Source organism: Burkholderia singularis, assembly GCF_001718875.1.
In the GTDB taxonomy this organism is placed as follows: Bacteria; Pseudomonadota; Gammaproteobacteria; order Burkholderiales; family Burkholderiaceae; genus Burkholderia; species Burkholderia singularis.
On sequence record NZ_CP013448.1, the window covers coordinates 930,654 to 955,998 of the forward strand.

A 25,345-nucleotide genomic window follows, 5' to 3' on the forward strand; every position below is an offset into this window, starting at 1 on the left:
TTCCGTTTCTTTTTGCCGGAGTCTCGCTATGTCTTACCACTGGAACTGGGGCATTTTCCTTTCCCCCGTTTCGACTGGCGAACCGACCACCTACCTCGGCTGGCTGATGTCGGGGTTCTGGGTGACGGTCAAGGTGTCGCTCGTCGCCTGGGTGATCGCGCTCGCCGTCGGCTCGTTGTTCGGCGTGCTGCGCACCGTGCCGAACAAGGGGCTCGCGGCAATCGGTACGCTGTATGTATCGATTTTCCGCAATATCCCGCTCATCGTGCAGTTCTTCGTCTGGTATCTCGTCGTGCCGGAACTGTTGCCCGCGTCGATCGGCACATGGATCAAGCAATTGCCGCCGGGCACGCAGTTCTTCACGGCGTCGGTCGTCTGTCTCGGGCTTTTCACCGGCGCGCGCGTGTGCGAGCAGGTGCGCTCGGGGATCAACGCGCTGCCCAAGGGCCAGCGCGCGGCCGGCCTCGCGATGGGCTTCACGCAATGGCAGACGTATCGCTACGTGCTGCTGCCCGTTGCCTACCGGATCATCGTGCCGCCGCTCACGTCGGAATTTCTGAACATTTTCAAGAATTCCGCGGTGGCCTCGACGATCGGTCTGCTCGATTTGTCCGCGCAGGCGCGCCAACTCGTCGACTACACCGCGCAGACCTATGAGTCGTTCATCGCGGTGACGCTGGCCTACGTGATCATCAATCTGATCGTGATGACGTTCATGCGCTGGGTCGAACGCAAGTCCCGGCTGCCCGGCTATATCGGAGGCAAGTGATGCATCAGTTCGACTGGAGTAGTATTCCCGGCGCGCTGCCGACGCTTTGGACGGGCGCGATCGTCACGTTCAAGATCACGCTGATCGCGATCGTGGTCGGGATCGTCTGGGGCACGCTGCTCGCGCTGATGCGCCTGTCAGGCGTGAAGCCGTTGCAATGGTTCGCGCAAGGCTACGTGACGGTGTTCCGCTCGATTCCGCTCGTGATGGTGCTGCTGTGGTTCTTCCTGATCGTGCCGCAGGTGCTGCAAGGCGTGCTCGGGCTGTCGCCGACGCTTGACATCCGGCTCGCGTCGGCGATGGTCGCGTTCTCGCTGTTCGAGGCTGCGTATTATTCGGAGATCATCCGCGCCGGTATTCAGGCGGTGCCGCGCGGGCAGGTCAACGCGGCATTCGCGCTCGGCATGAACTACGCGCAGGCGATGCGCCTCGTGATCCTGCCGCAGGCTTTTCGCGCGATGGTGCCGCTGTTGCTCACGCAAGCGATCGTGCTGTTCCAGGATACCTCGCTCGTCTATGTGATCAGCCTCGCGGACTTCTTCCGCACGGCCGCGAATATCGGCGATCGCGACGGCACGAACGTCGAGATGATCCTGTTCGCGGGCGCATGCTATTTCGTCGTGTGCTCGGTCGCGTCGATGTTGGTCAAGGGTTTCCAGAAAAAGGTCACAAGATGATTTCAATCAAGAACGTGTCGAAGTGGTACGGCCAGTTTCAGGTGCTGACCAATTGCACGACCGAAGTGAAGAAGGGTGAAGTGGTGGTCGTCTGCGGGCCGTCGGGTTCGGGCAAGTCGACGCTCATCAAGACGGTGAACGGCCTCGAGCCGTTCCAGCAGGGCGAGATTCTCGTCAACGGCGAATCGGTCGGCGACAAGAAAACGAACCTGTCGAAGCTGCGCTCGAAGGTCGGGATGGTATTTCAGCACTTCGAGTTGTTCCCGCACCTGTCGATCACCGAAAACCTGACGCTCGCGCAGATCAAGGTGCTCGGCCGCGGCAAGGACGAGGCGACCGCGAAGGGGCTGAAGCTGCTCGATCGCGTCGGGCTCAAGGCGCATGCGGACAAGTACCCGGGGCAGCTCTCGGGCGGCCAGCAGCAGCGCGTGGCGATCGCGCGCGCGCTGTCGATGGACCCGATCGCGATGCTGTTCGACGAGCCGACGTCCGCGCTCGATCCCGAGATGATCAACGAGGTGCTCGACGTGATGGTCGAACTCGCGCAGGAAGGCATGACGATGATGTGCGTGACGCACGAGATGGGCTTCGCGAAGAAGGTTGCCCATCGCGTGATCTTCATGGACAAGGGGGCGATCGTCGAGGACGACCGCAAGGAGGATTTCTTCGCGAATCCGAAATCGGATCGTGCGAAGGACTTTCTCGCGAAGATCCTGCACTGAGCGCCCGAGTGCCGATCGGGGCCGATACGGGCGGGTAGGTATCGACAGGCGTGGCGGTGCCGGTCGGCAAAGAACAAGTCCGTCGGGCGTTCGGCGGCTGCAGGTAGACAGATATTTTCACCCTGCGGGCGGGCTGCGCCGCAGGGTGTTTTTCTTTAGACGGGCCTGCTCGAGCCGGGCCAGGCTTACTCAAGCAGATCGGACTCTCGCGGATTTCGTTCGACCGGGTTTCGTTTCGCACGGCTATTTTTTTATCGGAGGATCGAGGATTACGCTGAACGCCTTATAAGGTAATGAGGCTATGCATTAAATGAATACTCATCCTATTAATCAAAATGTCGGTGCGCAGTCGTCAACGACCGAGCGCCCGAGTTCCTCGTCTGCCGCTGCGGCGTTGACAGCCGCGCAACCGCAGACAGTCAGCATGGGAGGCGGTCTGTTGACGGACTTACTCGAATCCTCGCCCCCTGCTCGCGCGATTGATGTTCGACCCGCCCAGGCCGGCAAAGAAGGTGGAAGTTATAATTTGCAGGATTATTTTGCTTATCTTGATAGGCAAGGGTTTGTACATGAATACGACAAGGGTAACGGCGATATCTCATTGAGTTTGATCATTCCGATTAATGAGATGGGGCGCGCCGTGTATAAGATGAATATCGATCCTCTGGTTGAGGGGGCCGGCAATTTAATTAGAAGACTCGGTTTCGCATGGGCGACCATGGGATTCAAGGTCAAATCTATCGATAAAGGGGCGCCGCAGGCCGCCGATTCGATAAGCTGGGTATTGCATGATCATGTCGGCAGCATAACTAAAAAAAACTACAGCGCAGATATCTTGCCGGATCTTCCTCGGCGCGAAGATGTGTCGGCAGCGGTATCGAGCGCGAAATTTCGAGGGATCGTGAGTAGGTTGTTGAATATGCCGGCCGATCCTCGCGCTTTGTATGTAAAGGAGATGAGCGAGGGCAATATTCAATGGAGAGCCCGTGCTGTCGATACAAAATGGAGAACGCCTGAAGCGGTGTTGACCAAGCAAGCCAATATGATGACCCGGCTGGGGTTTAAGAAGATATCGGCCGGGGAGTGGGCGCTGCGGCCGCTGAAGAGTGCCGACGGATATGAAATGGATGGAATCGATACGGACTTCGGACCTGTTTCGGTTCAAAAACTATACGAGCAAGGCCCGCTGGATTCGTTGAACGACGATATCAATCCTATCGTGATCGATGGAGATTTTCATGAAGGAGCGGCCGGGCAGGATCGTCAGCTACCGACTTTGGAGCAGGCGTGGGCGCTCGCGGCGGCAAAACGCATAGACGAATGGAAAGTCAATCATAATCCCGCCGCCGTTTTTAGTTTCGTAAAGGATGACGGCTCGATCAAGGAGATGCTCTGATCACGGATGTTCGTCCGGCAAGGACGGCCTGAGCCGGCGGCATTTTATCGAATGCGGGGGTTGGCGCGCGTGGATTGCTTTTGCGATTATTGAGACCGGAATTTGTCGGCCGCGGATCGAACCGGTTTGATCTGATAAAGCGCAATCATCGTTTTGCCGCCGGTTTGCCCGGTGCCTGTTATGAGGGATCAGCGCCGCGTCCGTGCGTCAGTCGCGGCGAACGCCGTTGGATAAGAAGGCGCGATTGGCGGGAGCCGCGGCGTCAAAAATCGATCGGATCGTCGCCCGGATCGTCCGCGCCGTCCGCGGCGAGCGCGGCTGCCCGGCGCGGCGCCGATGCGGACGCATCGAGCGCAGGATTCCTGAGCTTCTCGAGCACGATTTCCGGCACCGGAATGCGCATGCGCGCGGCGACGTCGCCGCATTGGAACATCACGAGCTCGCCGGGTTCGAGCGCGGTCCACACTTCGTCGTCGGTCAGCGGCTGCGTTGCGATCACGGCAACCCGGTCTTCAGGCGTCGTGTATTTCGCGAAATCGATCGAGATGTCCTCGTCGATCAGGTGCGCGGTCGAGAATGGCCAGCGCCGCACCAGATAATGCAGGCGCGTCGAGCAATGCGCAAAGAGCGCTTGCCCGTTCGACATCAGGAAGTTGAACACGCCGTGCTGCGTGATGCCGCGCGTGAGTTCGCCGAGTTGCTCGAACAGCTCGGCGAGCGGCGGCTGTGCGTCGGGGAATGCATCGCGCAGGCCACGCATCAGCATGCAGAACGCCTTTTCGCTATCGGTCGTGCCGACCGGCTGATAGACGCCGCCCCCGAGATCGGGCGCATAGCCCGGCAGATCGCCGTTGTGCGCGAAGATCCAGTGGCGGCCCCATAACTCGCGCATGAACGGATGGCAATTCTCGAGCAGGATATGGCCTTGCGTCGCCTTGCGGATGTGCGCGATCGTGTTCTTCGATTTGATCGGGTAACGCTTGACCATTTCGGCGACGGGCGAAGTCGCCGATGACTGCTGGTCGATGAACAGCCGGCACGCCTTGTCCTCGAAGAACGCGATGCCCCAGCCGTCGGCATGGTGATCGGTGAGCCCGCCGCGGGCCGCGAAGCCGGTAAACGAGAACGTCACGTCCGTCGGTTCGGCGCAGTTCATTCCGAAAAGTTGACACATATTGCTGGGGCGGCTGAATGCTGGCGGGTAAGGATACCGGGCTGAGCCGGTACAATGACGGGTTCAAGCATATCACCGAGCCCTGAGCGGCAAAAGGCGGAATCCGTGCCGGCAAACGACGCAATCCATGCGCGTGCCCCGGTTGCAGTTTGGCCGTCAGTCGGCGCCGCCCGCGCGGTGCGCATCGCCTGTGCCGCCCGCTTTGCCGCCCGTTACACCCACACGACACCATGAACGCTTCCGCTTCCGACACGCTCACCCTCGCGCGCCCCGATGACTGGCACTTGCACGTGCGCGATGGCGCAATGCTGGCCACCGTCCTGCCGCATACCGCCCGCCAATTCGGCCGGGCGATCATCATGCCGAACCTGAAGCCGCCCGTCACGACGACGGCGCAAGCGCACGCGTATCGCGAGCGCATCCTGGCCGCGCTGCCGGCGGGCGCCGCGTTCGAGCCGCTGATGACGCTGTATCTGACCGACAACACGCCGCCCGACGAGATCCGCCGCGCGCGCGAGGCCGGCTTCGTGCACGGCGTGAAGCTGTATCCGGCGGGCGCGACGACGAACTCCGACGCCGGCGTGACCGATCTCATCGGCAAATGCGCGAAGACGCTCGACGCGATGCAGGATACCGGCATGCCTCTTCTCGTGCATGGCGAGGTGACGGACGCGTCGATCGACCTGTTCGATCGCGAGAAGGTGTTCATCGACCGCGTGATGGAGCCGCTGCGCCGCGCGTTTCCGGCCCTCAACGTGGTGTTCGAGCACATCACGACGAAGGACGCGGCCGATTACGTGCGCGATGCAGACACCACGCACGGCCGCGTCGGCGCGACGATCACCGCACATCATCTGTTGTACAACCGCAATGCGCTATTCATCGGCGGGATTCGTCCGCACTATTATTGCCTGCCGGTGCTCAAGCGTGAGACGCATCGGGCCGCGTTGGTGGCTGCGGCGACCTCGGGCAATCCGCGCTTTTTCCTCGGCACCGACAGCGCGCCGCACGCGAAGGGGCTGAAGGAGGCCGCATGCGGCTGCGCGGGCTGCTACACGGCACTGCACGCGCTCGAGTTGTATGCGGAGGCATTCGATCAGGCGGGCGCGCTCGACAAGCTCGAAGGTTTCGCGAGTTTCTTCGGCGCGGACTTCTACGGGCTGCCGCGCAGCGGCGAGACGGTCACGCTGCGCCGCGAGACGTGGGAATTGCCGGGCGAGATCGACGCGGGCGGTTTGAGCGTCGTGCCGCTGCGCGGCGGCGAGCCGATCGGCTGGCGGCTCGTCTGACGCGCCGGCACGGGCATCTGGCTGGCCGCTGCGGGTTGATCGGCATGGAAAGAGGCACGAGCGCCGGCTTCGAGATCGACTGGCGCGCAGCGTGGCTCGCGCCGTTTGCCGGGCGTGGCGAGCGCTGGGCACGGGCCGCGCGGCAGGGCGAGCTGGCGTGGCTGCGCACCCTGAACGACGATGCGCGCGTCGAATCCGTCGCGACGGCGGCCGGGCTGCCGCTTCGTTTCATTGCGCAGGCGGCGCTGCCCAACGGCGTTGCCTACGAAACGCATATTGCGGCGACAGGCGCGGTTCCGACGCGCCACAACACGCATGATTTTTTCAACGCGCTCGTCTGGTTCGCCTATCCGCGGATCAAGGCGATGCTCAACGCGCGCCAAGCGGCGGCGATCGACGTCACCGGCGTCGGCCCGGCGCGCGGCGCCGTCCGGGATGCGTTGACCTTGTTCGACGAAAATGGGGCGCTGTTCGCGACATCCGACCCCGCGCTCGCGGCTGCGCTGCGCAGCTTCGACTGGCGCACGCTGATGCTCGCGTCGCGCGCCGCGTGGGGCACGCGCTGCGAGGCGCGGATCGTCGGCCACGCGCTGCTGGAGAAGCTCGTTGAGCCGTACAAGGGGTGCACCGCGCATGCGTGGATCGTCGACGTGCCGCAGGTTTATTTCGAATGGAACGAAGCGGCGCGCCGCGCGTGGCTCGACGAGCATGCCGCGGTGGCGTTGGGCGACGCGCTGCCGACGAGCCGCGCGTTCTCCCCTTTGCCGGTGCTCGGCGTGCCCGGCTGGTGGGCGGCGAACGCATCACCGTCGTTTTACGACGATCCCCAGGTGTTTCGCAGCGGCCGGCGCTCGCGGGCCGCTTGAGCGTTGGTGCCCACGCGGCCCGAGTCTGCGATGAGGCGAGCGAGAAGATGCAAACGTGGCCGGAACTAGCGGCCGGCTGCACGCTGTCGCCGGCCGATGCGCTCACGGGCTGAAAAGCGCTGTCTCCGGCAACAGCCTCGCGATGACAATGTTGTGGTGCCGCCGATCGGCACTCACGGCTTGAACGGGTGCCGCGTCGCGGTGCTAAAATTCCGTTCGCAAAGCAGGCCAGGCAGTCGCGGCTTTCGCGGTTGTGCCGCGAAGGGCGAGGAAAGTCCGGACTCCAATAGGGCAGGGTGATGGCTAACGGCCATCCGTGGCGACACGCGGAACAGGGCAACAGAAAGCAAACCGCCGATGGCCCGGCGCAAGCCGGGATCAGGTAAGGGTGAAACGGTGCGGTAAGAGCGCACCGCGGCTGCGGCGACGCAGACCGGCACGGTAACCTCCACCCGGAGCAATTCCAAGTAGGCAGGCGCGCATTTTCGGATGCAGGACGGTGCCCCCGTCTCGTCTGCGGGTAGGAAGCTTGAGCGCGTCAGCAATGGCGCGCCTAGAGGAATGGCTGCCACGGACCGCGCGCTTTCGAGCGGGCGGTCTGCACAAAATCCGGCTTATCGGCCCGCTTTGCCGATCGATAAACGAAAGGCCGCCGCTGCATCGTGCAACGGCGGCCTTTTTTCGTTCGGCGATCCCGGCGCCCGCTTGGGCGCGGCAGGCTTATACGGCGACGATCTCGAACGAGTGCGTAAGCTCGGCCGTTTTTGCCAGCATGATCGAAGCCGAGCAGTACTTGTCGTGAGACAGATTGATCGCGCGTTCGACGGTTGCGGGATTCAGATTGCGGCCCGTCACCGTGAAGTGAAAGTGGATCTTCGTGAAGACCTTTGGGTCCTCGCTCGCGCGCTCGGCCTTGAGCGACACCGAGCAGCCGGTCACTTCCTGGCGGCTCTTCTTTAGGATCAGCACGACGTCATACGCGGTGCAGCCGCCCGTGCCGACCAGCACCATTTCCATCGGACGCGGCGCGAGGTTGTGCCCACCGCCTTCCGGCGCGCCGTCCATCGAGACAAGGTGGCCGCTGCCCGTTTGGGCGGCGAACGCCATGCCATCCTGTCCCATCCAGCTAATCTTGCATTCCATGCGTGAGCTCCAGCGTTGCTTGATTTAATTGTCAACCGGCATTGTAGCCCTGCACCGGGCATGCGGTTGATGCGATGCAATATGGCTGAGCGCCGCGCCCGGCGAGGCTTCGCGAGCGATTCGACGAGTCGGCAAGCCCCTGCCGGATCTAGGGGTTTGGCTCGAGAAGAAAAAAGGGCGCTTTACAGACGGTAACTTATCTATTTGATTCGAAAGAAAAATAGGGATTTCTTCACATGGCCTGGTATTTTCGTATTATAAAATCATATTTCTCAATGCGGTTTTTCTTGTCCTACTAAGATCGGCCTCGTATAATGCGAGACATTGGTTGTCGCGTTGCGGCAACCTCTGCATGTCTCCTCCACCCTCCTCCTTTGGTGGATTAAGCCCGAACCGGCGGTTCGGGTTTTTTTTCGTCTGATTTTTCGTCGAATGCAAGTTTCGGCGGACATTTTTCGCATGCGCCGCCGTCAATACGCACCCGGCGTTAGCCGGCCACGGTGGCCGATGCCGATTGCCATTGACCAGTCAATGCAAATCTCTTTATAATTCAGGGCTTTTCCGCATTCATGCCCACGGAAAAAGAACAGGGAGAGCCTGCACCGCGCCACGAAGCGCACACAGACAAGCAGGAAAAGAACATCGGGCACAGCAAATTTATTGGATCGATCATGAAGACGTTTTCCGCAAAAGCCCATGAGGTGGCGCGCGAATGGTACGTGATTGACGCGACGGATAAGGTTCTCGGCCGTGTCGCCAGCGAAGTGGCACGCCGTCTGCGCGGCAAGCACAAGCCTGAGTTCACCCCGCACGTCGACACCGGTGATTTCATCATCGTCATCAACGCGAGCAAGTTGAAGGTCACGGGCAACAAGACTCTGGACAAGAAGTACTACCGTCACTCGGGCTACCCGGGCGGTATCTATGAAACGACGTTCGGCAAGATGCAGGAACGCTTCCCGGGCCGCGCGCTCGAGAAGGCGGTCAAGGGCATGCTGCCGAAGGGCCCGCTCGGCTACGCGATGATCAAGAAGCTGAAGGTCTACGCTGAAGCCACGCATCCGCATTCGGCGCAACAGCCGAAGGCGCTCGAGATCTAAGGGGAGCCCACATGATCGGTAACTGGAATTACGGTACGGGCCGCCGCAAGAGCGCAGTCGCTCGTGTCTTCATCAAGGCTGGCAAGGGCGACATCGTCGTCAACGGCAAGCCCATTTCCGACTACTTTTCGCGCGAAACGTCGCTGATGATCGTGCGTCAGCCGTTGGAACTGACGAACCACGCGCAGACGTTCGACATCAAGGTGAACGTGTCGGGCGGCGGTGAAACGGGGCAGGCAGGTGCGGTGCGTCACGGCATCACCCGCGCGCTGATCGACTACGACGCGACGCTGAAGCCGGCGCTGTCGAACGCAGGCTTCGTCACGCGTGATGCGCGTGAAGTCGAGCGTAAGAAGGTCGGTCTGCACAAGGCACGCCGCGCGAAGCAGTTCTCGAAGCGTTAATCGCTTGTGCCGCGTGCCGCTGCACGCGGTGCCGCAGCAAGAAAAACCGCCAGTTTTTGCACTGGCGGTTTTTTTATGTGCGCACGGTTTGTGTTTGCGCAAGGAATGCGCAAAAAATGTTCGTGTGCATCTTGATTTCTCCTGCGCAAGCACGATCTGCGGATCGGTCCTACAATAGCGCCAATGCTTTTTGGAGAGTTCGCATGAACGCTGTCACCGAATCCGCGGCAATTACCGAGATGCCGGCCCCGTTCGTCTTTACCGATGCGGCGGCCGACAAGGTCAAGCAATTGATCGACGAAGAAGGCAACCCCGACCTCAAGCTGCGCGTGTTCGTGCAGGGTGGCGGCTGCTCGGGTTTCCAGTACGGCTTCACGTTCGATGAAGAAATCAACGAGGACGACACCGTGATGAACAAGAACGGCGTCCAGTTGTTGATCGATTCGATGAGCTATCAGTATCTGGTTGGCGCCGAAATCGACTACAAGGACGATTTGAACGGCGCGCAATTCGTTATCAAGAATCCGAACGCGACGACGACTTGCGGTTGCGGCTCGTCATTCTCGGTTTAATGCCGGGTGTCATTGCCGGATAGTCGGAAACGGGGCGCAATGCCCCGTTTCTTTTTGGCGGCAGCCAAACCGGGTGAGCGATTCGGCTCGATTGCCGGGCGGTGGCGGCAGCCGGCAGGTGCAAAGCCGCGCCCCAGCGCCGCAACGCCGTGGCGGGGCTACGCCGCTCAGAGTTCGGCCAGGCGCCTGCCGCCTTCGCGCAGCGTCGCGTCGTCCTTGCAAAAACTCAAACGCACCAGGCCGGTATCCGCGCCGTCGCGGTAAAAGCTCGACAGCGGAATCACGCCGACCTGCTTGCGACGCAGCACATCGAGCACGAAATCCTGGTCGCTCGCGTCGTAAAAGCCCCGAAAACGCGCCAACATGAAAAAACTGCCTTGGCTCGGAACGATCTCGAGCCGCGAGCCGGCCATCGCGTCCGTGAGCAGATCGCGCTTGCGCTGATAGAACGCCGGCAGGTCAAGATAGCTCGCTGGCCGCGTCAACGCGCGGGCAAGCGCAGCTTGCAGCGGCGCAGACGCGGAAAACACCAGGTACTGATGGACCTTGCGAATTTCGGTTGTCAGTTCGGCCGGCGCCACGCAATAGCCCACCCGCCAGCCCGTCACGCTGTAAGTCTTGCCGAGCGACAGCACGACGACGCTGCGCTCGGCCAGCTCCGGATAGCGCGACATGCTGTGATGTGTGCGTCCGTCGTAGACCATGTGTTCGTACACTTCGTCGGCGAGGATCACGATGTCGGTGCCGCGTGTCACGGCGATCAACCGGTCGATGTCGTGCTGATCGAAGACCGCCCCGGTCGGATTGTGCGGCGTATTGACGATCAGCATCCGGGTTCGGGGCGTGATCGACGCCGCCACTTCGTCCCAATCGATGCGCAGCGTATCGAGCCGAATCTTGAGCGCAACGGGCGTTGCGCGTTGCAGCCGGATCGCCGGTTCGTAGCATTCGAACGCCGGCTCGAAGAAGATCACTTCGTCGCCGGCGCTCACGAGCGCGCTGATGGCCGAATAGATAGCTTCGCTGCCGCCTGCGGTCACGGTGATTTCGCGATCGACGTCGTAATGGGCGCCATATAGCGCGGCGGTTTTTTCCGCGAGAATTTCGCGCAGCGCCGGCAGACCAGGGATCGGTGCGTATTGGTTGAAACCATCCTGCATCGCTTGCGCCGCGGCGCGGATCAATTCGGGGGCGGGCGCGAAGTTGGGAGCGCCCTGCCAGAGATTGATCGCCTGATAGTCGGCGGCCTGCCGGGCGATCACGGCGAAGATGGACAGCCCGCTGTTCGGTAATTTGGAGGAGCGCATGGAACGGTTCCGGTCGACGCGGCGGAGCCGTTCATTGTATCGGGACTGCGGCAGCAGCGAGCCGGCGTGCCGGCTCGGGGCGAGCCGGGACACCCGGGCGTGAATGAAGTCAGCGGGAAAAAATGAATTTCCTCCGGTTATTCAATTATCGAAGCAGGCTGATATAAGCTGGCCGCGCTGGAAAATTGAATTCAATAAAATTGCGGAGGGTTAATGAAAAAATTATGGATGGTGGTTTTCGCATTTGTCATATCGATATCGAATGCGAGCGGGGCCGATCAGGTTTCGGTGGGCGAAACCGTAATCCTGAATCAGCTTTATCACGATGCACTGGCCGAAGGCGGCGCGCTGACCGTCTATGCCGGCGGCGATACGGCCAATGCCTGGGATGGCGTGGTGACGCGCTTTCAACAGCGTTTTCCCGGCGTAAAAATCGCGATTATCACGGATCTCAGTAAATTCCACGATGCGCGCATCGATAATCAAATCGCGCGCGATAGATTATCGGTCGACGTTGCGCATTTGCAGACATTGCAGGATTTCCCTCGCTGGAAACGGGAGGGTGTGCTTTTGCGTTATGTTCCGCCGATCGGATGGCGGAACATACCGGTCGATTTGAAAGATCCGGAAGGCTATTACACGGGTATCGGAATTTTCAGTCTCGGCTATGTCGTCAATCCGACGCTCGTGCCGGCGGGCGAGGTGCCGCGTACCGCGCGCGATCTTTTGCAGCCGAGATTCAAGGGCAAGATCGTGCTGACTTATCCGAATGACGACGATGCGGCGCTGTTCATTTTCCACCAAATCGTCCAGCAGTACGGATGGGCATATCTGGACGATTTGATCGCGCAGCGGCCGTATTTCAGGCGCGGCTCGGTCGGTGCCGGGCAGGATGTGGCGTCGGGAAAGTACGCGGTCAGTCTCGACGCATGGTGGCCGCTGAAAGCGCCCGCGGGCAGCACCGCGCGCTATGTCACGCCGCAGGACACGTTCATGACCTGGCCGCAGACGGCGGCTATTTTCAAGAATACGCGTCATCCCGCCACCGCGAAGCTGTACGTGAACTGGCTGTTGTCCCGCGAATTCCAGAGCAGCGATCTGACCACGCAATGGCCAATCAGAAGCGATGTGGCGCCCGCGGCGGGATATCAGCCGATCTGGACCTATCGGAATACGGACCCGGCGGCGTTCGCGCGTTTCATGAGCGATCGGGCGGAGGTGGAGCGCTTTCGCGCGCAACTGACGCTGTATGTGGGCGAAGTGCAAGGGCCGAATCCAACCGGCGTCGGCGGGTTGCTGCCGTCCGCTTCCGGCTCGCGCTGACTGGGGCGGGCGGTGCGTCGGCGCCGTATCGATCGCGGCGGGACTGGCCTTGCCGCCGGCTCAGCGAGGATACAACGCGCCGAGCACGCGCTCGCCCGCCGCGCCCGTGACGGCCGGCAGGTTGCCCGGCTCGCGCGCGGCGAAGCGGCGCGCGAGCCACGCGAACGCGAGCGCTTCGACTTGCTGCGGCGGTACGCCGAGCGCGGCTGTCGTGTCGACGGCCGCATCGAGCCCGCGCGCGGCGACGGCGGCCGATAGCGCGTCGAGCAATACCGGGTTGCGCGCCCCGCCGCCGCATACGTAGACGGCCTCGCAATCGCGCGCGTGCCGCGCGATTTCATCGGCAATGCTTTCGGCCGTGAGCGCGACGAGCGTCGCTTGTACGTTTTCCGCCGGCAGCGCGGCGAAGCCGCGCAGCTTCGCGTCGAGCCAGTCCGGGTTGAACAGGTCGCGGCCCGTGCTTTTCGGTGGCGGCGCGCGAAAGTAAGGCTCGTCGAGGAGCACGGCGAGGAGGGCGGCGTCGGGTGTTCCGCGCGCCGCGAAGCGCCCGCCGTCGTCATACGGCTGGCTCAGATGGCGCGCCGCCCATGCGTCGAGCAATGCGTTCGCGGGCCCGCAGTCGAAGCCGCGCACCGTGCCGCCGTGCGCAGCGGCCGCGGGCAGGATCGTGATATTGCTGATGCCGCCGAGATTGCAGACGACGCGTGTGGTGCCGGGAGAGCCGAACATCGTCGCATGGAACGCCGGTACGAGCGGCGCGCCCTGGCCGCCCGCGGCGACGTCGCGGCTGCGAAAATCGGCGATCACGTCGATGCCGGTCAACTCGGCCAACAGCGCCGGATTGTTGATCTGGCGCGTATAGCCGCGCTCCGGCCGATGCCGGACGGTCTGCCCGTGCACGCCGACCGCGCGCACGTCGCCTGGCGCGAGTTCGGCCGAGTGCAGCAATGCGCGGCAACATGCCGCGTAGCGCGCGGCGAGCGCGTTCGCGGCGAGCGCCTCGCGTTCGATCTCGTCGCCGCTCGGCTGCTGTAGCGCGAAGAGCGCGTCGCGCAGCGCGCCGTCGAAATCGGCGAACGCCTGAGCCAGCACGGCTGGCGGCTTGCCGGCGTCGAACCGCACGGCGACGCCGTCCACACCGTCCATGCTCGTGCCCGACATCAGGCCGAAGTAGACGCCATCCGCGGGATGGCCGGGTTGCGTGTGAGAGGACGTCACGTTGATCGCTCCGGAATCGTGGTTGAGCAGCGCGGGCGCGTTGCCGCGCGCTATCGCGCCCGATTATCCGCGCAAGCGGGCGCGGCGTTAAGCGGGCGACCCGCAACTTATGGGAAAATCGCTCTTTTTGCGACATTTCTTTTTCCTGCACCGATGAGCACCGATCCCACTTCGAAGCCAGCGTTCCCGATCACCGATGAAGTCCGCCACGCGCTCGCCGTTACGAAGCGCGGCGTCGACGAACTGCTGATCGAGGAAGAATTCGCAGGCAAGCTCGCGAGAAGCGCGGCGACGGGCAAGCCGTTGCGCATCAAGCTCGGCCTCGATCCGACCGCGCCCGACATTCACCTTGGCCATACGGTCGTGCTGAACAAGATGCGGCAGTTGCAGGATCTCGGCCATACGGTGATTTTCCTGATCGGCGATTTCACCTCGCTGATCGGCGATCCGTCGGGCCGCAACGCGACGCGGCCGCCGCTTACGCGCGAGCAGATCGAGTCGAACGCGAAGACGTATTTCGAGCAGGCGGCGCTGGTGCTCGAGCGCGAGAAGACCGAAATCCGCTACAACAGCGAATGGTCGATGCCGCTCGGCGCGGACGGGATGATCAAGCTCGCGTCGCGCTACACGGTCGCCCGGATCCTCGAGCGCGAGGATTTCACGAAGCGCTTCCAGAGCGGCGTGCCGATCTCGATCCACGAATTTCTGTATCCGCTGATGCAAGGCTACGATTCGGTCGCGCTGAATGCCGATCTCGAACTCGGCGGCACCGATCAGAAATTCAATCTGCTCGTGGGCCGCGAGCTGCAGAAGCAGTACGGGCAGGAGCAGCAATGCATCTTGACGATGCCGCTGCTCGAAGGGCTCGACGGCGTCGAGAAGATGTCGAAATCGAAGGGCAACTACGTCGGCATCAGCGAGAAACCGAACGACATGTTCGGCAAGCTGATGAGCATTTCCGACGTGTTGATGTGGCGCTACTACGAGCTGCTGTCGTTGCGCAGCCTCGACGAGATCGCGCAGTTCAAGCGCGAGGCCGAAGGCGGCCGCAATCCGCGCGACTTCAAGGTGCTGCTCGCGCAGGAGATCGTCGAGCGCTTCCATTCGCGCGCGGATGCGCAGCGTGCGCTCGACGACTTCAATCATCGCGCGAAGGGCGGCGTGCCGGACGATATCCCGTCGGTGACGCTCGCCGGCGCGCCGCTTGCGATCGGCCGGTTGCTCAAGCAGGCGGGGCTCGTGCCGTCGACCAGCGAGGCGCTGCGCAACATCGAGCAGGGCGGCGTGAAGATCGACGGCGCGACGGTGTCGGACAAGGCGCTGAAAGTCGAGGCCGGCGAGTTCGTCGTGCAGGTCGGCAAGCGCCGCTTCGCGCGCGTGACGCTCACCGCATGAGCGCGCGGCACACCGGCCGGCGGTTGGGGCACGGCGGCGGCGCGTGCGCGGCCGCGCTGCGCGCCGTGAGCATGGCGAAAACGTGTGCCGTGGCGGTGCCCGCATGCACCGTGCAAGCGGGCGCGGCAAGCGCGGCGGCGCGCGGGCGGGCGCCGTCGCGGGCGACGGCGGCATGATCGCGCTGATCCAGCGCGTCAAGCGTGCGGATGTGCGCGTCGGCGAGCGCGTGACGGGCGAGATCGGGCCGGGGCTGCTCGCGCTCGTCTGTGCGCAGCGCGGCGATACCGAAGCGGTTGCCGACAAATTGCTCGCCAAGGTGCTCGGCTATCGCGTGTTCAGCGACGCCGCGGGCAAGATGAACCTGCCCGTGTCGAACCTTGACGGCGCGGGGCGCGCGGGCGGCCTGCTGCTCGTGTCGCAGTTCACGCTCGCGGCCGATACGGCAAGCGGCCTGCGGCCGAGCTTCACGCCCGCCGCGCCGCCCGCCGACGGCGCACGGCTTTTCGACTACTTCGTGCGCGCCGCGCGCGCACGCCACCCGATCGTCGCGACGGGCGAGTTCGGCGCCGACATGCAGGTGTCGCTCGTCAACGACGGGCCGGTGACGTTCTGGCTGCAGGTGCGCGCCTGATTCCGATGCGAGACCCCACGATGACGATGGCCACGACGCAGATTTTCTTCATCCGGCACGGCGAAACCGAGTGGAACCGCATCAAGCGGATTCAAGGGCATATCGATATCCCGCTCGCCGAAACGGGGCTTGTGCAGGCCGCGCAACTCGCCGAGCGGCTCGCGCGCGATGCGCGCGCGGGCGTGCGCATCGATGCGATCTATTCGAGCGATTTGATGCGCGCGCAGCAGACCGCGAAGCCGGCGGCCGATGCGCTCGGTTTGCCGCTCACGCTGTCAGCGGGGCTGCGCGAGCGCGCTTACGGCGTGTTCCAAGGCTATGACAGCGCGCAGATCGAAGCGCGCTTTCCCGATGCGTATGCACGCTGGCAGACGCGTGACCCGGGTTTCGCGCCGGAAGGCGGCGAGTCCCAGCGCGCTTTCTACCATCGTGTGCTGCACGAAGTCGAGCGGATCGTTGCCGCTCATCCGGGCGCGCGCATTGCGTGCGTCGCGCACGGCGGCGTGCTTGACTGCGTCTACCGGTTCGCGAACGACCTGCCGCTCGACGCGCCGCGCCACTACGCGCTGCTGAATACGAGCGTGAATGTGGTTGATTACGATGGCAGCCGGGCGCGCGTCGTGCGCTGGGCTGATGTCGATCATTTGAGCGCCGCGAGCGACGACGACGGATATCGGAAGGTGCTGTAACGCGGTGATGGGCGCGGCGCGCAGCGTAGGACGATAAGGGGCGCTGCGCGCCGTCGCGGCGTGCATATCGTCTGCGTCCGTCATTGCTTACCCGCACGCGGCTGCTCCGACGGCCGGTTTCTGGGCCGACGGCAGCGCATTGGCCGCCGTCGGCCGTACTCACTCGCTATCGCGCCTCGCGAGGGGGCGGCCGCACTGCCTGCGCTCGTACCGGCGATGCGCGCGTCGCATTGCATTGCCGCACTTTTGCTGCGGCGCGCGCTGCGCGTCAGCGCAGCCCGTGACGCGCCTTGTAATCGAGCGCATAGGCTATCTTGCCCGGCTTGTCGGCGGTGATCGGCTGGCGCAGCTTGTCGAATTCCCCCTTGTTGTATTTCTTGCCGTCATTAAGTTGATCGGCACGCCCGAGGTCGGCGCCCGTCTTGCCGTCGATCACCGGATCGGTTGACGCGACCATGCGGGCGGATGCATTCCAGACAGCGTTCAGATAGCCCGTGTCGGCCGTTGCCGGGTTCGGGTCGGTCGAGCCCGCGCGCGTGACGTCGTAGCTCGCGAGCGAGAACTTTTCCGGTTGCATGCGCAGCCAATCGGCCCAGTAAAACTCAAGGTAGTCGGTTGCGCCAGCGGGCTTCGCGTAGCCGATGTCGCGCGTGAAATAGACGAGCGACCGGTACGGGTCGTTGCGCAGGCCGAGCTTCAGGCCGAGTCCGGTGGGCAGCCGGTCCGGCGTGATCGGCTGGCCGTCGCCGTCCTTCAGCCGCAGATAGCCGCGGTCTTGCATTTGCTGCCAGAACGCGTTGCCCGAATAGGCGCTGAGGTTGTCCTTGACGACGACATGCACGTGCAGCGGCGCGCCGCCGTCCGGCGTTTCGTAATAGGCCGACAAGCCGTGGTGACCGTCGGTTACATAGAGCGTGTCGCCGTTCGGGCCGACGACGACGGGATTGAGGACCGAGCGCTCGCGCGAATCGGCGCTCGCCGCGCATTGGTAGCTCGCGGGGTCGCGCAGCGTGGATTGCGCGGCGTAGCCGTTCGGTGCGATGCCGCCAAGCCCTTCGTCCGCACAGAAATCGTCGAATTTCTTGTCCGGTTGGCGCTCGTAGCGGCCGAGCTTGTAATAGATCTGGTCATAGCCGATCGCGCCTTGAGTCGGACGCAGATCGCCAAGCGTTACGTCGAGCATGTCGCCCGCGCGCGCGCTTTTCCATTTGCTTGGCTCGGGCTCTGATTGTGCCGGTTGTGCCGGTTGTGCCGGATTGCCGGCATTCGCTGCGCCGCCGGGCTGCTGGCTCGGCTTCGCGCCGTCGGCGCGGGATGCCGGGCCCGCCGGGGCGGCGAGTACGTTCGACGAAGCAGCGGAGAACTCGTCGCCGCCGCATCCGGCCAGCATGGCGACGATCGGAAAAACAGCGAAAACGAGGTGCAGACGTGGCATCGGGCGTGAGTGTGTGAAGGTGGACGGTGCGCTGCTGACGAGCACACAAATTGTCAGCATCGCGAATGAATGTGACGGGTGTTTGAAATAATGCCGAAAGTCGGCTTATTGGCTGCTTCGGTCTGGCGTTGCCGGCGCGGCGGCGACGCGCCGGCGCGCGCGCTTCGATACGCCGTTGACGAGCGCCCAGCGGACCATCGGCGCGACGATCCGCACGCCGGGCCGCACCAACGCGCGGCGCACCGGCGCGAGCGCCGACAGCCCGAGCATCCGCTGCGCCCAGTCAGGCAGCAGATCGATGCCGGCATTGAAGAAGAGCGAGGCCGCTGGGCGCAACGCCGGCTTTGGCACCGGCGCGTTCAACAAAATGCGCACGACCTCTTGCGTGCGCTCGCTTGCGTCGAGTTCGGCGCGCGTTGCGGCGAAATAGGCACTGACGTCGGCGCGCGTCTTGGGGACAGCGGCCGCGCCGAGCAGCTCGGCGATGCGCGCGGTTTCCTCGTAGTATCGATCCTGATCGGCGCCTGACAGACGCGGGTTGACGTAACGCAGGTGCGCGGCGAGAAAACTCGAGACTTCGGCGACGTGCACCCAGGTCAGCAGCGCCGGATCGCTCGCGCGATAAGGGCGCCCGTCGGTTCCGGTGCCGACGACGGCTTCGTGAATCGCTTTCACGCGCGCGATCAGCCGCATTGCGTCGTCACGGCTGCCGTATGTGGTGCCGGCGATGAAGGTCGCAGTGCGGCGCAGCCGGCCGAGGATGTCGGTGCGGAACGTCGAATGATCCCAGACGCCCGCGAGCGCAAGCGGATGCAACGCCTGCAGCAACAATGCGGCGATGCCGCCCGTCATCATCGACGTGAAGTCCGCATGCACCTTCCAGCACACCGAATCGGGGCCGAACAGGCCAGGATCGCCGGGCGGCGACGAATAGTCGAGCGACGGGCCGCCGCCGTCCGTCGTCAGATAGGTGACGCCTCCCGCGACGCGCGCGCGCACGCGTTCGACGAACGGATGGCTGATCGGCGGAGCGGCGGGGTGCCTGCGCAGGGGCTCGGACATCGATCGGCTCGCCGGGAGTTCGTGGCTCAGCGCCCGGTGTCGGGCGCGTCCCAGAGATTGCGCACGGCACTCGCGGCGTCCGGCGCGGCGAGCCCGAAATGCCGGTACGTGAGCAGCGTCGCGATGCGGCCGCGCGGCGTGCGCTGCAAGAAGCCTTGCTGGATCAGGTATGGCTCGAGCACATCCTCGATCGTGTCGCGCTCCTCGCCGATCGCGGCGGCGAGATTGTCGACGCCGACCGGGCCACCGTCGAACTTGTGCAAGATTGCTTCGAGCAGCTTGCGGTCCATCAGGTCGAAACCGACCGGATCGACGTCGAGCATCGCGAGCGCGGCGTCCGCGATGGCCGCGGTGATATTGCCGTCGGCCTTCACTTGCGCATAGTCGCGCACGCGGCGCAACAGCCGGTTCGCGATGCGCGGCGTACCGCGCGAGCGCTTGGCGATCTCCAGCGCGCCCATCGGATCGATCTGCGCGTTCAGCAGCGCGGCCGAGCGGCTGACAATTCGCGACAACTGCTCGGCGTCATAGAACTCGAGCCGCGCGACGATCCCGAAGCGGTCGCGCAGCGGATTGGTCAGCATGCCCGCGCGCGTGGTCGCGCCGACGAGCGTGAACGGCTGCAGGTCGAGCTTGACGCTGCGTGCCGCCGGTCCCTCGCCGATCATGATATCGATCTGATAATCCTCGAGCGCCGGATATAGGATTTCCTCGACGACGGGCGACAGCCGATGGATCTCGTCGATGAACAGCACGTCGTTCGTTTCGAGATTCGTGAGGAGCGCGGCAAGGTCGCCCGCGCGTTCGAGCACCGGGCCGGATGTCTGGCGCAGGTTTACGCCCATTTCGCGCGCGATGATATGCGCGAGCGTCGTCTTGCCGAGGCCGGGCGGCCCGAACAACAGCACGTGGTCAAGCGCCTCGGCGCGGCGTTTCGCGGCCTCGATGAAGATTTCGAGCTGGCCGCGCACCTTCTCCTGCCCGACGTATTCATCAAGCTGGCGCGGGCGCAGCGCGCGTTCGAACGCCTCCTCGCGCGAAGACGCGGGCGTGGCGGAAATGATCCGCTCGGCGGCGAGTTTGTCGGTTTCGATCATGCGGCCATTGTACCGCGTGGCGCGTGTCGTCCAATCCGGCCGAATGGCCTAATTGCCCGGCCGGGCCCGGCGTGCGAAGCTGGGTTCCGACACCGCGCCACACCGTGACGGCTATGCCTTCGACAGCGCCTTGAGCGACAGCTTGATGCCTTCGGACACGCCGGTGCCGGCCGGCACGTTCTTGATTGCCGCGAGCGCTTCTTTTTCCGAGTAGCCGAGCGCGACGAGCGCGTTGAGGATGTCGGTCGCGTGGTCCGACGGGGACGCGGCGCTTGCGAGCGCGCCCAGATCGGCGCCGAGTTTGCCCTTGAGTTCGAGCAGCAGGCGCTCGGCGGTTTTCTTGCCGATGCCGGGCACGCGAGTCAAGCGCGCCGCGTCCTGCAGCGTGACGGCCTGCGACAGTTCCGCGACGCTCATCCCGGACAGCACGGCGAGCGCCATCCGCGCGCCGACGCCCGTGATCTTGAGCAACTCGCGGAACGTCGAACGCTCCTGCGGCGTGAGGAAGCCGTATAGCAGATGCGCGTCCTCGCGAACGATCTGCTGGGTGAGCAGCACGACCTTCTCGCCGGTGTGCGGCAGGTTGTAGAACGTGCTCATCGGCACGTCGACCTCGTAGCCGACGCCGTTGCAGTCGACGAGGAGATGCGGAGGATTTTTTTCGAGGAGGATGCCGGCAATGCGACCGATCATGGCGGTGGTGACACGTGACGGAAACCGCGAGTGTAGCGTACCGCGCGACGCGGGCGGCGCGACGCCGCTCGCGATCGCATATGATCGCCGAAGGTGCGGCCGAACGTGCCCGACGCGCAGCGCAACGGCGGTGCGGGGCGCGATCGGCGGCCAGCGCGGTCAGGCGCGAGCGCGCGGCTTGTCGCGCTCAGCCGACGAGCCGCCCGCGCCGCACGCGCAGCCCTTTTTTCGCGAGCGCGGGCGCGATACCGCCGAGCGTGTTGAGCGTGCCGCCGCCGTGCGCGTGGCAAATCGCCATCCCAAGCGCATCGGCCGCATCGGTGCCCGGCAGCCCGGACAAATTCAGCAGGCGCGCAACCATCTCCTGCATCTGCGTTTTCGTCGCGCGCCCGTAGCCGACTACGGCCTGCTTGAGCTGCAGCGCCGTGTATTCCGCAACCGGCAGACCGCCCGACACCAGCCCGCAGATTGCGGCGCCGCGCGCCTGGCCGAGCAGCAGCGTCGATTGCGGATTGACGTTGACGAACACCTTTTCGATCGCCGCCTGCTCGGGCGAGTGTTCGCGGATCAGCGTCGCGACGCCGTCGAAGATCGTGCCGAGGCGGGTCGGCAGATCGGCGGTGGGGGTCTTGATCACGCCGCTCGCAACATACGCGAGCCGATGGCCGCTGACGTCGATCACGCCGAAGCCGGTGACGCGCAAACCAGGGTCGATGCCGAGAATTCGCATGAAGAAACGGGGAAACTGTCTGCGATCGATACTACACGAATGATGCGGCGGCTAGAGGCGTGCGCGCTCGCTGTGCCGGCGAGCGGCGCGGTGCGCAGCAGCGGCGCACGAGCGCCGATAAGCGCGCGGGCCGATAAAAAACCCGGCGGGGTTGCCGCCGGGGCGCCGGTTTGCGTCGCGCGCGCCGGAGGGCAGCGCGCAAGCCGTTCGTCAATGGCGGAAGTGGCGCACGCCCGTCAGCACCATCGCGATGTTGTGCTCGTCGGCCGCCGCGATCACTTCGTCGTCGCGTACCGAGCCGCCCGGCTGGATCACGCAGGTCGCGCCCGCCGCAACGACGACGTCGAGGCCGTCGCGAAACGGGAAGAACGCATCCGATGCGACCGCCGAGCCGGCGAGCGTGAGGCCCGCATTCTGCGCCTTGATGCTCGCGATGCGCGCCGAATCGACGCGGCTCATTTGGCCCGCGCCGACGCCGAGCGTCATGCCGTTGCCGCAGAACACGATGGCATTCGACTTCACGTACTTCGCGACGCGCCAGGCAAACAGCAGGTCGTCCATTTCCTTGGGCGTCGGGTGGCGCTTCGTGACGACACGCAATTCGTGCGGCTGCACGTTGCGTGTGTCGAGCGATTGCACGAGCAGGCCGCCGCCGACGCGCTTCAGATCGAAGGGACGGCTGTCGCTGGACGCTGCGGCGCCCGGCGCGATTTCGAGCAGACGCACGTTCTGCTTTGCCGCGAACACCTGCTTGGCGGCGTCCGAGAACGACGGTGCGATCAACACTTCGACGAACTGCTTGGCGACCGCTTGCGCGGCGGCCTCGTCGACTTCACGGTTGAACGCGATGATGCCGCCGAACGCGGAGGTCGGATCGGTCTGGAACGCCTTCGAGTAAGCTTCGGCCGCATCCGCGCCGAGCGCGACGCCGCACGGGTTCGCGTGCTTGATGATCACGCAGGCGGGAGCGTCGAACGTCTTCACGCATTCCCATGCCGCATCCGAATCGGCGATGTTGTTGTACGACAGTTCCTTGCCCTGCAACTGGCGATAGTTCGCGAGCGCATCGGCCGGCGCCGCGAGGTCGCGATAAAACGCCGCACTCTGGTGCGGGTTTTCGCCGTAACGCAGATCCTGCACCTTGTCGAACGCCAGGTTCAGCGTCGCCGGATAAGTGTGGCGCGACGCGTGCTGCAATTCGTCGGTCAAGCTCGTCAGATAGTTGGTGATCGCGCCGTCGTACTGTGCGGTGTGCGCGAATACTTTCGTCGCGAGCCGGAAGTTCGTCTTGTAGCTGAGCGCGTTGCCGCTCGCCTTCATTTCGTCGAGCACCACGGCGTAATCGGCCGGATCGACGATCACCGTCACGTCGCGGTGGTTCTTTGCCGCCGAGCGCAGCATCGTCGGGCCACCGATGTCGATGTTCTCGATCGCCTCGGCGAGCGTGCAGTCGTCCTTGGCGACCGTCGCGACAAACGGATACAGATTCACGACGAGCAGATCGATCGTCGGGATGCCGTGCTGCTCGAGCGAGCGCATGTGCTCGGGCAGGTCGCGGCGCGCGAGGATGCCGCCGTGCACCTTCGGGTGCAGCGTCTTCACGCGTCCATCGAGCATTTCCGGGAAGCCGGTGTAATCGGCTACTTCGGTGACGGGCAGGCCGGCATCGGCGAGCAGTTTCGCGGTGCCGCCCGTCGACAGCAGCTTGACGCCGAGCCCGGACAGCGCTTTTGCGAAGTCGACGATGCCGGTCTTGTCGGAAACGGAGAGGAGCGCTTGCTTGATCATGATGGAGCCACCAATAGGCAGGATAACCAGGAAAACGGGGGCGCGGCCGCGCGCGGCACTACAGCAGGCCGTGCTGCTGCAGTTTCTTGCGCAGCGTGTTGCGATTGATGCCGAGGTACTCGGCGGCGAGCGACTGATTGCCGCCCGCCTGCTCGAGCACGACTTCGAGCATCGGCTTTTCGACGCACGACATCACCATTTCGTAGACGTCATGCGGATTGGAGCCGTCGAGATCCCGGAAGTAGCCATCCAGGCTGTCGCGGACGCATTGTTCGATGTTGTGCTTGCTCATGCTGCTAACTGGTTGGAATCGCCCGAGCCGCCGCGGCCGCCGTCCGCTTCGTCGACATAGACGAGACGATCGGACAGCGCCTGTTGCGCGTCGAAGAACTCGTTGACGGCGGCAAGCTGCTCGCGGGTGGAATCGAGCGTGTTCATTCGGTGCCGGAACCCATTCGCGCCGGAAAGGCCGCGAGTGTACCAGCCGATGTGCTTGCGCGCAGTGCGCACGCCCGTGAATTCTCCGTAGAACGCGTAGTGATCCTCGAGGTGCTCGTTCATGACCTGGCGGATCTCGTCGATGCGCGGCGGCGGCATTCGCTCGCCGGTTTGCAGGAAATGATCGATTTCGCGAAAGAGCCACGGCCTTCCTTGCGCGGCGCGACCGATCATCAGCGCGTCGGCGTGCGTCGCGTCGAGCACGGCCTTGGCTTTTTCCGGCGACGTGATATCGCCGTTGGCGACGACCGGAATGCGCACCGCGGCCTTCACCGCGGCAATCGTCTCGTATTCGGCGTCGCCGTGGTACAGGTCGGCGCGCGTGCGGCCGTGCACGGTCAGCATCGAGATGCCGGCCGCTTCGGCAAGCTTGGCGACCGTCACGGCGTTCTTGTGCTCGCGATCCCAGCCGGTGCGGATCTTCAGCGTGACCGGCACGGCATTGGGCCCGGTGCCGACCGCGGCGACGACCGCCTCGACGATCCGCGCGACGAGCGGCTCGTTTTGCAGCAGCGCGGAGCCCGCGGCGACGTTGCAAACCTTCTTTGCCGGGCAGCCCATGTTGATGTCGATGATCTGCGCGCCGTTGGCGACGTTGTAGCGTGCGGCTTCGGCCATCATCGCCGGGTCGGCGCCGGCGATCTGCACGGCGATCGGCTCGACCTCGCCTGCGTGATTCGCGCGGCGCATCGTCTTCTCGCTCTTCCAGAGCTGCGCGTTCGACGCGACCATCTCGGACACGGCGTAGCCCGCGCCGAGGCGCTTGCAAAGCTGGCGGAACGGCCGGTCCGTGACGCCCGCCATCGGGGCGACGAACAGGTTGTTGCGCAGAACGTGAGAGCCGAGAACGGGCATCGCAATGGGGCTGCCCGCACGGGTGCGGGCAGGAGGTCGACGGACGGGAAAACGCGCATTTTACCGTAACCGCCGATGCCGCCGAATTGTGCAAATGTCGGTGATCGTTAAATCGGCGATGAACAGGGCGCGAAAGTGGCGCGGCGCATGGTCGCGGCAGGCGGCTCGCGGTAATGCGGCGTATCGCGGCGTTTTTGCGGCAACGCAATGTGCGGGCGAGCGTGTCGCGCCACCGTGCGACGGCGGATGATGCGCACGGCATTGGCGATTGCCCGGGGCTTCGACGATTCGCGGCGATCGGCGCGCGAGCCGGGCAGCGGTTTATGCATCGCAGGCATGACGAAGCGACGCAGCGAAGCAACGCAGCCCGTCGACAAGCGGCAGCGTGCGCGGCGGGGCGATGCGGCGCGATATCGGCGCATGTTCCGCCGGTTATGGCGGGCGCCGGCGAGCGTGCCGGCGCGTCGCGCCACGCACCGCCCGCGCATGCCGGGCGGCTTTCACCGGATCGG

At 64.3% G+C, this 25,345-nt stretch carries 25 protein-coding genes and 1 other RNA gene; 14 read left to right on the forward strand and 12 right to left on the reverse strand.

All coding sequences use genetic code 11. From position 1 onward, the window contains the following. The first annotated feature begins 28 nt into the window (after window positions 1–28). The 4 genes from AQ611_RS04250 (at window position 29) to AQ611_RS04265 (ending at window position 3,564) form a co-directional block, all read left to right on the forward strand. On the forward strand, window positions 29–769 hold the full coding sequence (locus AQ611_RS04250; protein ID WP_059515938.1) for an amino acid ABC transporter permease: 741 nt from the start codon (window positions 29–31) through the stop codon (window positions 767–769). Next, window positions 769–1,446, forward strand: coding sequence for a glutamate/aspartate ABC transporter permease GltK (gltK, locus tag AQ611_RS04255; protein ID WP_059515940.1), 678 nt, complete (start codon window positions 769–771; stop codon window positions 1,444–1,446). The genes AQ611_RS04250 and gltK overlap by 1 nt, the downstream gene beginning before the upstream one ends. Next, window positions 1,443–2,168 carry an amino acid ABC transporter ATP-binding protein gene (locus AQ611_RS04260; protein WP_059515942.1) on the forward strand — a complete coding sequence of 242 codons (726 nt, stop codon included), beginning with the start codon at window positions 1,443–1,445 and terminating at the stop codon, window positions 2,166–2,168. Before gltK ends, AQ611_RS04260 begins: the two co-directional genes overlap by 4 nt. Before the next feature lie 310 nt (window positions 2,169–2,478). Continuing rightward, window positions 2,479–3,564 (forward strand): hypothetical protein, encoded by a 1,086-nt coding sequence (locus AQ611_RS04265; RefSeq protein ID WP_146011777.1) that lies wholly within the window; start codon window positions 2,479–2,481, stop codon window positions 3,562–3,564. Window positions 3,565–3,826: 262 nt separating this feature from the next. On the opposite strand, the gene AQ611_RS04270 is transcribed toward AQ611_RS04265, so the two are convergent. Further along, complete coding sequence (locus AQ611_RS04270; RefSeq protein WP_059515946.1) at window positions 3,827–4,738, reverse strand: class II glutamine amidotransferase; 912 nt, start codon at window positions 4,736–4,738, stop codon at window positions 3,827–3,829. A 230-nt stretch (window positions 4,739–4,968) separates the two neighbouring features. Here AQ611_RS04270 and pyrC point away from each other — a divergent pair, with 230 nt between their 5' ends. From pyrC to rnpB, 3 genes are all read left to right on the forward strand, one after another. Further along, on the forward strand, window positions 4,969–6,027 hold the full coding sequence (gene pyrC / locus AQ611_RS04275; protein ID WP_069233794.1) for a dihydroorotase: 1,059 nt from the start codon (window positions 4,969–4,971) through the stop codon (window positions 6,025–6,027). Between the two features lie 44 nt (window positions 6,028–6,071). Continuing rightward, on the forward strand, window positions 6,072–6,893 hold the full coding sequence (locus tag AQ611_RS04280; protein WP_069233795.1) for a DUF3025 domain-containing protein: 822 nt from the start codon (window positions 6,072–6,074) through the stop codon (window positions 6,891–6,893). Window positions 6,894–7,113: 220 nt separating this feature from the next. Next, an RNA gene (gene rnpB, locus AQ611_RS04285) (RNase P RNA component class A) lies at window positions 7,114–7,526 on the forward strand. An 87-nt stretch (window positions 7,527–7,613) separates the two neighbouring features. On the opposite strand, the gene AQ611_RS04290 is transcribed toward rnpB, so the two are convergent. Further along, window positions 7,614–8,036 carry an OsmC family protein gene (locus tag AQ611_RS04290; protein ID WP_059515953.1) on the reverse strand — a complete coding sequence of 141 codons (423 nt, stop codon included), beginning with the start codon at window positions 8,034–8,036 and terminating at the stop codon, window positions 7,614–7,616. Between the two features lie 671 nt (window positions 8,037–8,707). Between AQ611_RS04290 and rplM the strand changes: the two genes are divergently transcribed. The 3 genes from rplM to erpA all read left to right on the forward strand — a co-directional run bounded on the left by rplM (window position 8,708) and on the right by erpA (window position 10,112). Beyond that, window positions 8,708–9,136, forward strand: coding sequence for a 50S ribosomal protein L13 (rplM, locus tag AQ611_RS04295; protein WP_006025277.1), 429 nt, complete (start codon window positions 8,708–8,710; stop codon window positions 9,134–9,136). 11 nt (window positions 9,137–9,147) lie between these two features. Continuing rightward, entirely contained in the window at window positions 9,148–9,540 is a 393-nt protein-coding gene (gene rpsI / locus AQ611_RS04300; RefSeq protein ID WP_004194309.1) for a 30S ribosomal protein S9, read from the forward strand. A 203-nt stretch (window positions 9,541–9,743) separates the two neighbouring features. Beyond that, a complete protein-coding gene (erpA, locus tag AQ611_RS04305; protein WP_059569076.1) occupies window positions 9,744–10,112 on the forward strand; it encodes an iron-sulfur cluster insertion protein ErpA in 369 nt (122 codons plus the stop codon). A gap of 167 nt (window positions 10,113–10,279) precedes the next feature. Here erpA and AQ611_RS04310 read toward each other — a convergent pair whose 3' ends face one another. Next, the gene (locus AQ611_RS04310; RefSeq protein WP_069235127.1) at window positions 10,280–11,419 is read right to left on the reverse strand and encodes a methionine aminotransferase; all 1,140 of its coding nucleotides are present in this window, start codon (window positions 11,417–11,419) and stop codon (window positions 10,280–10,282) included. Window positions 11,420–11,707: 288 nt separating this feature from the next. Here AQ611_RS04310 and AQ611_RS04315 point away from each other — a divergent pair, with 288 nt between their 5' ends. Then, complete coding sequence (locus AQ611_RS04315; RefSeq protein WP_197517125.1) at window positions 11,708–12,742, forward strand: ABC transporter substrate-binding protein; 1,035 nt, start codon at window positions 11,708–11,710, stop codon at window positions 12,740–12,742. Between the two features lie 60 nt (window positions 12,743–12,802). Here the strand turns inward: AQ611_RS04315 and AQ611_RS04320 are convergent, their stop codons facing one another. Further along, a complete protein-coding gene (locus AQ611_RS04320) occupies window positions 12,803–13,903 on the reverse strand; it encodes an anhydro-N-acetylmuramic acid kinase (RefSeq protein WP_069235128.1) in 1,101 nt (366 codons plus the stop codon). Between the two features lie 210 nt (window positions 13,904–14,113). Between AQ611_RS04320 and tyrS the strand changes: the two genes are divergently transcribed. From tyrS to AQ611_RS04335, 3 genes are all read left to right on the forward strand, one after another. Then, window positions 14,114–15,355: a tyrosine--tRNA ligase gene (gene tyrS / locus AQ611_RS04325; RefSeq protein WP_069233797.1), complete on the forward strand. Its 1,242-nt coding sequence runs from the start codon at window positions 14,114–14,116 to the stop codon at window positions 15,353–15,355. A gap of 172 nt (window positions 15,356–15,527) precedes the next feature. After that, window positions 15,528–15,986 carry a D-aminoacyl-tRNA deacylase gene (gene dtd, locus AQ611_RS04330; protein ID WP_069235129.1) on the forward strand — a complete coding sequence of 153 codons (459 nt, stop codon included), beginning with the start codon at window positions 15,528–15,530 and terminating at the stop codon, window positions 15,984–15,986. Window positions 15,987–16,012: 26 nt separating this feature from the next. Beyond that, a complete protein-coding gene (locus AQ611_RS04335) occupies window positions 16,013–16,675 on the forward strand; it encodes a histidine phosphatase family protein (protein WP_069235130.1) in 663 nt (220 codons plus the stop codon). Window positions 16,676–16,943: 268 nt separating this feature from the next. Here the strand turns inward: AQ611_RS04335 and AQ611_RS04340 are convergent, their stop codons facing one another. The 8 genes from AQ611_RS04340 to dusB form a co-directional block, all read right to left on the reverse strand. Next, window positions 16,944–18,110, reverse strand: coding sequence for a ParB/Srx family N-terminal domain-containing protein (locus AQ611_RS04340; protein ID WP_069233798.1), 1,167 nt, complete (start codon window positions 18,108–18,110; stop codon window positions 16,944–16,946). 105 nt (window positions 18,111–18,215) lie between these two features. Further along, window positions 18,216–19,172, reverse strand: a complete 957-nt coding sequence (locus AQ611_RS04345; protein ID WP_069233799.1) for an oxygenase MpaB family protein — start codon at window positions 19,170–19,172, stop codon at window positions 18,216–18,218. 26 nt (window positions 19,173–19,198) lie between these two features. Further along, on the reverse strand, window positions 19,199–20,269 hold the full coding sequence (gene ruvB, locus AQ611_RS04350; RefSeq protein WP_059515969.1) for a Holliday junction branch migration DNA helicase RuvB: 1,071 nt from the start codon (window positions 20,267–20,269) through the stop codon (window positions 19,199–19,201). Window positions 20,270–20,380: 111 nt separating this feature from the next. Continuing rightward, the gene (gene ruvA, locus AQ611_RS04355; protein WP_059515971.1) at window positions 20,381–20,962 is read right to left on the reverse strand and encodes a Holliday junction branch migration protein RuvA; all 582 of its coding nucleotides are present in this window, start codon (window positions 20,960–20,962) and stop codon (window positions 20,381–20,383) included. Between the two features lie 187 nt (window positions 20,963–21,149). Beyond that, a complete protein-coding gene (gene ruvC, locus AQ611_RS04360; RefSeq protein WP_069233800.1) occupies window positions 21,150–21,692 on the reverse strand; it encodes a crossover junction endodeoxyribonuclease RuvC in 543 nt (180 codons plus the stop codon). A gap of 210 nt (window positions 21,693–21,902) precedes the next feature. Then, the gene (purH, locus tag AQ611_RS04365; protein ID WP_069233801.1) at window positions 21,903–23,480 is read right to left on the reverse strand and encodes a bifunctional phosphoribosylaminoimidazolecarboxamide formyltransferase/IMP cyclohydrolase; all 1,578 of its coding nucleotides are present in this window, start codon (window positions 23,478–23,480) and stop codon (window positions 21,903–21,905) included. 58 nt (window positions 23,481–23,538) lie between these two features. Beyond that, a complete protein-coding gene (locus tag AQ611_RS04370) occupies window positions 23,539–23,772 on the reverse strand; it encodes a Fis family transcriptional regulator (protein WP_004194052.1) in 234 nt (77 codons plus the stop codon). After that, window positions 23,769–24,833, reverse strand: coding sequence for a tRNA dihydrouridine synthase DusB (gene dusB / locus AQ611_RS04375; RefSeq protein ID WP_069233802.1), 1,065 nt, complete (start codon window positions 24,831–24,833; stop codon window positions 23,769–23,771). Before dusB ends, AQ611_RS04370 begins: the two co-directional genes overlap by 4 nt. Window positions 24,834–25,345 lie beyond the last annotated feature (512 nt).

What these genes read in the sequence shown, in the direction of transcription:
- erpA (WP_059569076.1), top strand. Translation starts at nt 9,744, where the DNA reads ATGAACGCTGTCACCGAATCCGCGGCAATTACCGAGATGCCGGCCCCG.
- rpsI (WP_004194309.1), top strand. Translation starts at nt 9,148, where the DNA reads ATGATCGGTAACTGGAATTACGGTACGGGCCGCCGCAAGAGCGCAGTC.
- dtd (WP_069235129.1), top strand. Translation starts at nt 15,528, where the DNA reads ATGATCGCGCTGATCCAGCGCGTCAAGCGTGCGGATGTGCGCGTCGGC.
- rplM (WP_006025277.1), top strand. Translation starts at nt 8,708, where the DNA reads ATGAAGACGTTTTCCGCAAAAGCCCATGAGGTGGCGCGCGAATGGTAC.
- AQ611_RS04250 (WP_059515938.1), top strand. Translation starts at nt 29, where the DNA reads ATGTCTTACCACTGGAACTGGGGCATTTTCCTTTCCCCCGTTTCGACT.
- AQ611_RS04265 (WP_146011777.1), top strand. Translation starts at nt 2,479, where the DNA reads ATGAATACTCATCCTATTAATCAAAATGTCGGTGCGCAGTCGTCAACG.
- ruvB (WP_059515969.1), bottom strand. Translation starts at nt 20,269, where the DNA reads ATGATCGAAACCGACAAACTCGCCGCCGAGCGGATCATTTCCGCCACG.
- AQ611_RS04290 (WP_059515953.1), bottom strand. Translation starts at nt 8,036, where the DNA reads ATGGAATGCAAGATTAGCTGGATGGGACAGGATGGCATGGCGTTCGCC.
- purH (WP_069233801.1), bottom strand. Translation starts at nt 23,480, where the DNA reads ATGATCAAGCAAGCGCTCCTCTCCGTTTCCGACAAGACCGGCATCGTC.
- AQ611_RS04340 (WP_069233798.1), bottom strand. Translation starts at nt 18,110, where the DNA reads ATGCCACGTCTGCACCTCGTTTTCGCTGTTTTTCCGATCGTCGCCATG.
- AQ611_RS04335 (WP_069235130.1), top strand. Translation starts at nt 16,013, where the DNA reads ATGGCCACGACGCAGATTTTCTTCATCCGGCACGGCGAAACCGAGTGG.
- AQ611_RS04310 (WP_069235127.1), bottom strand. Translation starts at nt 11,419, where the DNA reads ATGCGCTCCTCCAAATTACCGAACAGCGGGCTGTCCATCTTCGCCGTG.
- AQ611_RS04270 (WP_059515946.1), bottom strand. Translation starts at nt 4,738, where the DNA reads ATGTGTCAACTTTTCGGAATGAACTGCGCCGAACCGACGGACGTGACG.
- AQ611_RS04320 (WP_069235128.1), bottom strand. Translation starts at nt 13,903, where the DNA reads ATGTCGGGCACGAGCATGGACGGTGTGGACGGCGTCGCCGTGCGGTTC.
- tyrS (WP_069233797.1), top strand. Translation starts at nt 14,114, where the DNA reads ATGAGCACCGATCCCACTTCGAAGCCAGCGTTCCCGATCACCGATGAA.
- dusB (WP_069233802.1), bottom strand. Translation starts at nt 24,833, where the DNA reads ATGCCCGTTCTCGGCTCTCACGTTCTGCGCAACAACCTGTTCGTCGCC.
- ruvA (WP_059515971.1), bottom strand. Translation starts at nt 20,962, where the DNA reads ATGATCGGTCGCATTGCCGGCATCCTCCTCGAAAAAAATCCTCCGCAT.
- AQ611_RS04260 (WP_059515942.1), top strand. Translation starts at nt 1,443, where the DNA reads ATGATTTCAATCAAGAACGTGTCGAAGTGGTACGGCCAGTTTCAGGTG.
- AQ611_RS04370 (WP_004194052.1), bottom strand. Translation starts at nt 23,772, where the DNA reads ATGAGCAAGCACAACATCGAACAATGCGTCCGCGACAGCCTGGATGGC.
- pyrC (WP_069233794.1), top strand. Translation starts at nt 4,969, where the DNA reads ATGAACGCTTCCGCTTCCGACACGCTCACCCTCGCGCGCCCCGATGAC.
- gltK (WP_059515940.1), top strand. Translation starts at nt 769, where the DNA reads ATGCATCAGTTCGACTGGAGTAGTATTCCCGGCGCGCTGCCGACGCTT.
- AQ611_RS04280 (WP_069233795.1), top strand. Translation starts at nt 6,072, where the DNA reads ATGGAAAGAGGCACGAGCGCCGGCTTCGAGATCGACTGGCGCGCAGCG.
- AQ611_RS04345 (WP_069233799.1), bottom strand. Translation starts at nt 19,172, where the DNA reads ATGTCCGAGCCCCTGCGCAGGCACCCCGCCGCTCCGCCGATCAGCCAT.
- ruvC (WP_069233800.1), bottom strand. Translation starts at nt 21,692, where the DNA reads ATGCGAATTCTCGGCATCGACCCTGGTTTGCGCGTCACCGGCTTCGGC.